Raw genomic sequence first — 8,286 nt, forward strand, 5'->3', positions numbered from 1 at the left:
CGTTGCCGCCGTACAAAAGGTGCTCGTTTTCCCCATGGACATCACCCCCGCTGGAGTTCCCGACAAGTTCGCCGTCCTCGGTCTCACCTTCGACGACGTGCTGCTGCAGCCGAACGAGTCCGACGTCATCCCGTCCGAGGCCGTCACCCGGTCTCGCCTGAGTCGTAACGTCGAGGTCAATATCCCGCTGGTGTCCAGCGCGATGGACACCGTCACCGAGGCCCGGATGGCGATCGCCATGGCGCGCCAGGGCGGCCTCGGCGTCCTGCACCGCAACCTCTCGATCGAGGACCAGGCCCAGCAGGTCGACCTGGTCAAGCGCTCCGAGTCCGGCATGATCGCGCAGCCGATCACCATCGGCCCGGACGCCACCATCGGCGAGGCCGACGCGCTCTGCGGGCAGTACCGGATCTCCGGCGTTCCGGTGGTGGACGACGCCGGCGTCCTGGTCGGCATCGTCACCAACCGCGACATGCGCTTCGAGACCGACCTGTCCCGGCCGGTCCGCGAGGTGATGACCAAGCAGCCGCTGATCACCGGCCGGCAGGGGATCGCGGCCGACGACGCGATGGCGCTGCTCAGCAAGCACAAGGTGGAGAAGCTGCCGCTGGTCGACGAGGCCGGCAAGCTCACCGGCCTGATCACGCTGAAGGACTTCGTCAAGCGCGACAAGTTCCCGCTGTCCACCAAGGACGCCACCGGCCGGCTGATGGTGGGCGCCGCGATCGGCTTCTTCGGCGAGGCCTACAAGCGGGCCATGACGCTGGTCGAGGCCGGCGTCGACGTGCTCGTGGTGGACACCGCGCACGGTCACTCCCAGGCCCAGATCGAGATCATCCGCAAGCTCAAGGCCGACCCGGCGACCCGCGGCGTGGACGTCGTCGGCGGCAACGTCGGCACCCGCGCGGGCGCGCAGGCGCTGGTCGACGCGGGCGCGGACGGCGTGAAGGTCGGCGTCGGCCCGGGCTCGATCTGCACGACGCGGGTCGTGTCCGGCGTCGGTGTGCCGCAGGTGACCGCGATCTACGAGGCCTCGCTGGCCTGCAAGCCGGCCGGTGTCCCGGTCATCGGCGACGGCGGCCTGCAGTATTCCGGTGACATCGCCAAGGCGCTGGTCGCGGGCGCGGACACCGTCATGCTGGGCTCGCTGCTCGCCGGCTGCGAGGAGTCGCCGGGCGACCTGGTGTTCATCAACGGCAAGCAGTTCAAGGCGTACCGCGGGATGGGCTCGCTCGGCGCGATGTCGTCGGCCGGCGGCCTGCGCAAGTCGTACTCCAAGGACCGCTACTTCCAGCACGACGGCAGCGGCGACGAGAAGCTGATCGCCGAGGGCGTCGAGGGCCAGGTGCCGTATCGCGGCCCGCTGTCGGCCGTCGCGCACCAGCTGGTCGGCGGCCTGCGGCAGTCGATGTGGTACACGGGCGCCCGCACGGTGGCCGAGCTGCAGGAGAAGGGCCGGTTCGTCCGGATCACCTCCGCCGGCCTGCAGGAGTCCCACCCGCACGACATCCAGATGACGGTCGAGGCGCCGAACTACTCCGGCCGCTGACCCGCCTGCACACACCCGTTAGGACACCAGATGACCGAGATCGAGATCGGCCGGGCCAAGCGCGGCCGGCAGGCGTACGCGTTCGACGACATCGCGATCGTGCCGTCGCGCCGGACGCGGGACCCGGAGGAGGTCTCGGTCGCCTGGCAGATCGACGCGTACCGGTTCGAGCTGCCGATCCTGGCCGCGCCGATGGACTCGGTGATGTCGCCGGCCACCGCGATCGCGATCGGCAAGGCCGGCGGTCTCGGCGTCCTGAACCTCGAAGGCCTCTGGACGCGGTACGAGAACCCGGCGAACCTGCTCGAGGAGATCACCACCCTCGACGCGCAGCAGGCGACGCACCGGCTGCAGGAGATCTACGCGGCGCCGATCAAGCCCGAGCTGATCTCCCAGCGGGTGCAGGAGATCCGTGACTCCGGTGTCACGGTGGCCGGCGCGTTGTCGCCGCAGCGCACCAAGCAGTTCGCCAAGCATGTCGTGGACGCCGGGGTCGACCTGTTCGTCATCCGCGGCACGACGGTGTCCGCCGAGCACGTGTCCGGGCAGGCGGAGCCGCTGAACCTGAAGCAGTTCATCTACGACCTCGACGTCCCGGTGATCGTCGGCGGCTGCGCGACGCACCAGGCGGCGCTGCACCTGATGCGGACCGGCGCGGCCGGCGTCCTGGTCGGCTTCGGCGGCGGCGCCGCGCACACCACCCGGAAGGTGCTCGGCGTCGCGGTGCCGATGGCGTCGGCGGTGGCCGATGTCGCGGCGGCCCGGCGGGACTACATGGACGAGTCCGGCGGGCGCTACGTGCACGTCATCGCGGACGGCTCGGTCGGGCGGTCCGGTGACGTGGCGAAGGCGATCGCCTGCGGCGCGGACGCGGTGATGGTCGGTTCGCCGCTGGCCCGCGCGAGCGACGCCCCCGGCGGCGGGTACCACTGGGGTGCCGAGGCCTGGCACCAGGACCTGCCCCGCGGCGAGCGGGTCGAGGTCGGCGTCACCGGCACCATGGAGCAGATCCTGTTCGGCCCGTCCTGGGTCCCGGACGGCACGATGAACCTGGTCGGTGCGCTCAAGCGCGCGATGGCCACCACCGGCTACACGGAGCTCAAGGAGTTCCAGCGGGTCGAGGTCGTCGTCGGCTGATGAGCACCGGCGTACTGCTCCTGCACGGTTCGAGCGGTGCGCCGGACTTGGACCGGGCGCGTCTCCTCGAGGCGGAGGGGTACGACGTCGTCGCGCCGCGCTGGACCGTCACGCACGAGGTGGCGCTGGAGTCGTTCCCGCTGGACGAGCTGGCTGACCACGATCGGCTGGTCGTGATGGGCAGCTCGTGGGGCGCCGAGGCGGCGTTGCTGCTGGGTGCGCTGGACGAGCGCGTGGACGCGGTGGTCGCGTTCGCGCCGAGCGCCTACGTGTGGGGCCGGGTCCTGGAGGACGGCAGCCAGCGGTCGGCGTGGACCTGGCGAGGCGAGCCGTTGCCGTTCGTACCGTTCGACCCGGGCTGGGCCGCCGCCGACGACCCGCCGAGCTACGTCGGGCTGTACCGGCAGAGCGTGGCGACGTACGCCGACGCAGAGCGCGCCCGGATCCCGGTGGAGCGCATCCGCGACGTGCTGCTCGTGGCGGGCGGGGACGACCAGGTGTGGCCCGCGGTCGAGTTCGCCGAGGAGATCGCGCGACGGCGCGGCGACCGGCCGACGCGGATCGTGACGGTCCCCGAGGCCGGGCATCGCGTGGTGCTGCCCGGTGAGGAGCCGAAGACTTCGGGGCAACGGATGGCCCGCGGCGGTACGGCGGCCGCCGACCGCGAGCTGGGCGGTCTGGCCTGGCCCGAGATCCTCCGGTTGCTCGCCGACGGGCTTCGAGTTCACCGGGCTTGATGAGTTCTGGAAGGATTGCGGCATGGGATTGTTCAGCCGAGGGAGCAGCCAGGAGACGGACAACGTTGCCCTCGCCGCGGCGCGAGGCCGACTGTCCGCGGACGATGTCGATCAGGTGCGGTTCCTGATCACCACGAAGAAGGCGGTGCACGCGGTCAAGCTGATCCGTGACCGCACCGGCCTCGACCTCAAGCACTCCAAGGAGCTGGTCGACGACATCCGCCTCGGGCGGTATGTGCCGCCGACCACGGGGACGCCGTTGGTGCGCCGGCCCGGCACCAACCTGGCCGAGCGCACCCGCGCGCTGAAGGCCGCGGGCGAGCTCCACCAGGCGACCGCATTGGTGGTGTCCGAGACCGGCATGACCGAGGCCGAAGCCGGCCTGTTCGTCGGCGCCCTGAAGACCGAGCTCCAGGACTGACCGGCCTGCTGCTGTAAATGTGGGGTTGGCCTGTCCCAAGGTGTGCACGCTGGACAGGTAGTGCACTGCCGAGACGCTGTATGCGCAGCGAGGTTCACGCTCAGGTGCACTACCCGGAGGACTGACACGTCCTGTCGAGCTTGCACGCGAGAGCCTAGCCCTTCACATACGAGAGCTTCTCCGCGATCCTCCCGTCCCGGAGGCGCAGGACGTCGACGCCGCGCACGTGCCCGCGGTCGCCGGAGTCCGTCTTCCACGAGTACTGCCAGCGCACCACGGCCCGGTCGGCGAGCAGCACGGTCTCTTCGGTCTCGAAGTGCGGCTCGGCGGTCTCCGCGAACAGCTTCGCCCACGCTGCCCGGACGGCGTCCGCGCCCTCGAAGCGGCCGCCGTCCGGGGCCGGCGACGTGGACTCGAACACGATGTCCGCCGTGACCAGCGACATCGCGGTCTCCAGGTCGCCCTGGTCGAAGGCGGTGCCGAACCGCTCGACTACGTCGCCGGACTCCACCGCGGGTTCCTTCCGAAGGCGGCCAGCAGTGCGTCGGCCGGTTCGGTGAAGCCGTCGAGGTGCTCGCCGATCATGCCGGCCGAGCGGTAGAGCTCCTCGCGCTTCGCGAACCAGGTCGCGACGTCGTCGACCAGGTCGGCGTCCATCCGCGGCGGTGCGCCGGTGGCCACGGCCAGGTCCCACCCGTGCACGAGATGGTCGGCCGCGAGTTGGCGCAGGTACTCGTCCGGATCCTCGTCGCCGTACGACAGGTGCACCTTGTCGATCGACCGGGTTGCGGCGGCCCGGGCCTCCTCGGCCGCGGCCGACGCCGCTCCGGCCGGGTCGTCCCCGAGCAGGTCGCCGTCGAGGGTGTTCCCGACCTCGGCGATCGTCCGGCCCTCCATCAGCGGCCGGGTCCAGCGCTCCTCGCCGACGACGTGGTTCACCAGCGCGCGGACGTCCCAGTCCGAGCACGGGGTCGGTGCCGACCATTGGCCGGCAGTCACCCCGGAGGCCAGTTCCGCGAAGTTCGCGACCGTTCGGTTGTGCAGCTCTACGACATCCATGAGCCTCCCCCTTTCAGCGCCAGCGTCCGTCCGGGCGGAATGCGCGTCAAGCAGCGGGGGTCTTACCGCCTCTCAACGGCCGAGCTGGAGTTGCTCCGCCGCCTCGTGGGCGTGGTACGACGCCGCCAGGTCGCCGGTGGCGGCGAGCAGGTTGCCGTGGTGCCGGTAGCAGGCCCCGGCCAGCTCCTTCATCGCCTCGTTGGCGTCGGCGAACGGGATCAGCGCGGTGGCCACCTCCGCGCACCAGCCGCCGAGGTCGAGCGCGATCTCGGTCCGCCCGGCCTGGAAGTACCCCTGGGAGATGTCGAGCAGCAGCTGCGCCCAGATCGGCACGTACGTCGCGGTCTGGAAGCGCATCCGGTGCGACTCCCGCTCGGACGAGATCGCGAACAGGTAATGCGCCTCGAGACCCAGCGTCAGCGCGGTGTCCGCGTCCTCGCGCAGCAGCGGCCGCACCAGCTCGGCGAGCTCGGCCGCGCGTTGCGCCGCCGACTCCGGGTCCGTGCGGCCGGACACGGTCGCCAGCGTCATCCCCGGCGCGGGCTCGCTGAGCGCGACCAGACGGTGGTACTGCTCGAACGGGCCGAGCTTGACCTCCGCGTTCTCCAGTGCGGCGACCAGCGTCAGCGGCAGGCCCCGGTCCAGCTCCTCGACCACTCGGGCCGCCGTCTCGGCGTCGGTGTCGTACGCCGTCCGCAGGCAGGCCTCGCCCTCCAGGCGGCCGACGGTGCCGAGGTGCTTGCCCTTGCGGACCAGCGCGGCGACGAGCGTGCGCATGTCGGTCGTCGAGTCGGAGTCGGCGAGCGTGTCGGCCGTGGTGAGCCCGATCTCGTCCGCCTCGAGGGCGAGGTCCAGCCGTCCCTCGGCGGCGTGGACGTCGGCCGACACCGCGGTCGCCGTACACAGGTAGCGGGCGTAGGACAGCGACTGCGGGCTCTCGTTGATCTGGTCGGCGAGCTGCAGGAACAGCTGGGTCGCCGCGTCCGCGGACGCGACGGCGAGCGCGGGGTCGCCGTACCGGCGCAGGATGAGCGCGTTCATCGCGAGCACGCGGGCGAAGTCGGGCTGGTGCTTGAGGCCGTCCTCGCCGCCGACGAGCTGGCCGTACGCGATCACCGCGCCGTCCATCTCCAGGACGGCAGTGGCGCCGTGGCCGCGGTGCGCCTGCGTCATCGCGCGCCGGGCGCGGACGTCGGCGAGGAAGCAGGTGGCGTCCAGTACGCCGGCGTCCTGGAGCTCGGTGTAGCCGAGTTGGGCCTCGTGCAGCGCGGTGAGCGCCTCCTCGTGCCGGCCGGAGGCGTTCAGCGACCCGGCCAGCTCGTACTGGGTCGCGGCCATCAGGTGCTTGGCCTCGTAGTGGTTCGGGTGCCCTTCGGCCCGCTCCCTGGCCAGCTCGATGACCCGCTGCTGGTACGGCCCCGCCTCGTCGGCCCGGCCTTCCTCGATCAGCACCTGGGCTGTCTGCAACGCCTCGCCGAGCTCGTCCTCAGGAGGCGTCCAGAGCCCCCCGCTGTCCACCATCTGTACGTTCCACCCCTTCGCAGGTTCCAGCGGATCAGCTTAACCATTCTCTGATACTGACAGCCGCTATTACCGGCAGGTAGCCTTCACGTATGAGCGAGCGTAGCGAGCGAACAAAGGGTAGAGCCGACCATGTCGCTCATGCCGGAGCCGAGCGAAGCGAGGCGGAGGCGTGAGCGACCAGACGTCGATTCCTGCGGATCCGGAGCTCGACCCCACCGCCTCGTACGCGACCGACCAGTCGGTGATCCGCCGGTTGTCGGGTCTGCTGCTGGCCACGGCCGGGACCCGGACGTCGTACGCGCCGGCCACCGGGCAGCCGATCGCGGACCTGCCGGTGTCGAGCGCGGACGACGTGGTCGCGGCGGTCCGGACCGCCCGGAGGACCCAGCAGACCTGGCGGCGGGTGCCGCTCGCCGAGCGCGCCGCGATCCTGCTGCGCTACCACGACCTGGTGCTCGACCACCGGCACGAGCTGGTCGACCTGATCATCCGCGAGTCCGGCAAGGCGCGGAAGCAGGCGTTCGAGGAGCTCGCCCACGTCGCGCTCACCGCGCGGTACTACGGCCGCAAGGCGTTCGAGCTGCTCGAACCGCAGCGCAAGCTCGGGATCTTCCCGCTGCTCACCCGCGCCGAGACGCGGTTCGTACCGAAGGGCGTCGTCGGCATCATCTCGCCGTGGAACTACCCGCTGACGATGGCGATCTCCGACGGGCTGCCGGCGATCCTGGCCGGCAACACCGTCGTCCACAAACCCGACAGCCAGACCCCGCTGACCGCGCTGCGCGGTATCGAGTTGCTGTACGAGGCCGGCCTGCCGCGGGAGGCGTGGATCCCGGTCAACGGCGACGGCCCGACGGTCGGCGGCGCGCTGATCCAGAACGCCGACTACATCTGCTTCACCGGCTCGACGAAGACCGGCCGCCTGGTCGCGAAGCAGGCGGGTGAGCGGTTGATCGGCTGCAGTCTCGAGCTCGGCGGCAAGAACCCGATGCTCGTCCTGCGCGACGCCGACATCCACCGTGCCGCCGAGGGCGCCGTCCGCGCGTGCTTCGCGAACGCGGGCCAGCTGTGCGTCTCGATGGAGCGGCTGTACGTCGCGGACCAGGTGTACGACGCGTTCGTCACGGCCTTCGTCGACCGGGTGAAGAAGCTCCGCCTCAGCGCCGGCACCGGCTGGGACGTCGACATGGGCTCACTGATCTCGAAGGCACAGCTGGAATCCACGACGCGGCATGTCGAGGACGCGCGGTCCAAGGGCGCGACAGTCCTCGCCGGCGGTAAGCCGCGACCGGACATCGGGCCGCTCTTCTACGAGCCGACCGTGCTGTCCGGCGTCACCCCGGCGATGGAGTGCTTCGACAACGAGACCTTCGGCCCGGTTGTGTCGATCTACCGGTTCTCCGACGAGTCCGAGGCGATCCAGCGCGCGAACGAGGGCGAGTACGGCCTGAACGCGAGCGTCTGGACCCGGGACGGTCGCCGCGGCCGCGCGGTCGCGGCGCAGCTGATGGCCGGCACCGTCAACGTCAACGAGGGGTACGGCGCGACGTTCGGCTCGATCGACACCCCGATGGGCGGCATGCGCCAGTCCGGTCTCGGCCGGCGGCAGGGCGTCGAGGGCATCCGGCGGTACGTCGAGCCGCAGGCGATCGCCACCCAGCGGCTGCTCCCGATCGCCGCCTCGCACGGTCTGTCCGACGAGAAGTTCGCCGAGCTGATGACCGGCGCGCTGCGGGTGCTGAAGAAGATCGGCCGTCCATGACTGTATTGAATGCCTCGCTACCGCTCGGCGGGTCATGGGGCTGTGACTCCCGGTCTTCCCTCGTCGCTCCGGTCGCTTCGCTCCCTCCGCTCCTCAG

General features: G+C 71.0%; 8 protein-coding genes. 5 read left to right on the top strand and 3 right to left on the bottom strand.

Going from position 1 to position 8,286, the window contains the following annotated elements:
• The first annotated feature begins 34 nt into the window (after nt 1-34).
• The 4 genes from guaB to ACWEOO_RS11200 are packed head-to-tail and all read left to right on the top strand — an operon-like array spanning nt 35 to nt 3,844.
• On the top strand, nt 35-1,549 hold the full coding sequence (guaB, locus tag ACWEOO_RS11185) for an IMP dehydrogenase (protein ID WP_363713250.1): 1,515 nt from the start codon (nt 35-37) through the stop codon (nt 1,547-1,549).
• Between the two features lie 30 nt (nt 1,550-1,579).
• Entirely contained in the window at nt 1,580-2,686 is a 1,107-nt protein-coding gene (locus ACWEOO_RS11190) for a GuaB3 family IMP dehydrogenase-related protein (RefSeq protein ID WP_359927588.1), read from the top strand.
• A complete protein-coding gene (locus ACWEOO_RS11195) occupies nt 2,686-3,423 on the top strand; it encodes an acyl-CoA thioester hydrolase/BAAT C-terminal domain-containing protein (RefSeq protein ID WP_452142822.1) in 738 nt (245 codons plus the stop codon). The genes ACWEOO_RS11190 and ACWEOO_RS11195 overlap by 1 nt, the downstream gene beginning before the upstream one ends.
• Before the next feature lie 22 nt (nt 3,424-3,445).
• Nucleotides 3,446-3,844 (top strand): hypothetical protein, encoded by a 399-nt coding sequence (locus ACWEOO_RS11200; RefSeq protein ID WP_359927583.1) that lies wholly within the window; start codon nt 3,446-3,448, stop codon nt 3,842-3,844.
• A 154-nt stretch (nt 3,845-3,998) separates the two neighbouring features.
• On the opposite strand, the gene ACWEOO_RS11205 is transcribed toward ACWEOO_RS11200, so the two are convergent.
• From ACWEOO_RS11205 to ACWEOO_RS11215, 3 genes are all read right to left on the bottom strand, one after another.
• Nucleotides 3,999-4,355, bottom strand: a complete 357-nt coding sequence (locus tag ACWEOO_RS11205) for a nuclear transport factor 2 family protein (RefSeq protein ID WP_452142823.1) — start codon at nt 4,353-4,355, stop codon at nt 3,999-4,001.
• The gene (locus ACWEOO_RS11210) at nt 4,337-4,903 is read right to left on the bottom strand and encodes a TIGR03086 family metal-binding protein (RefSeq protein WP_452142824.1); all 567 of its coding nucleotides are present in this window, start codon (nt 4,901-4,903) and stop codon (nt 4,337-4,339) included. Before ACWEOO_RS11210 ends, ACWEOO_RS11205 begins: the two co-directional genes overlap by 19 nt.
• A gap of 72 nt (nt 4,904-4,975) precedes the next feature.
• The gene (locus ACWEOO_RS11215) at nt 4,976-6,424 is read right to left on the bottom strand and encodes a hypothetical protein (protein ID WP_452142825.1); all 1,449 of its coding nucleotides are present in this window, start codon (nt 6,422-6,424) and stop codon (nt 4,976-4,978) included.
• A gap of 172 nt (nt 6,425-6,596) precedes the next feature.
• Between ACWEOO_RS11215 and ACWEOO_RS11220 the strand changes: the two genes are divergently transcribed.
• Nucleotides 6,597-8,189 carry a succinic semialdehyde dehydrogenase gene (locus tag ACWEOO_RS11220; RefSeq protein ID WP_452142826.1) on the top strand — a complete coding sequence of 531 codons (1,593 nt, stop codon included), beginning with the start codon at nt 6,597-6,599 and terminating at the stop codon, nt 8,187-8,189.
• Nucleotides 8,190-8,286 lie beyond the last annotated feature (97 nt).

Source organism: Kribbella sp. NPDC004138, from assembly GCF_053603655.1.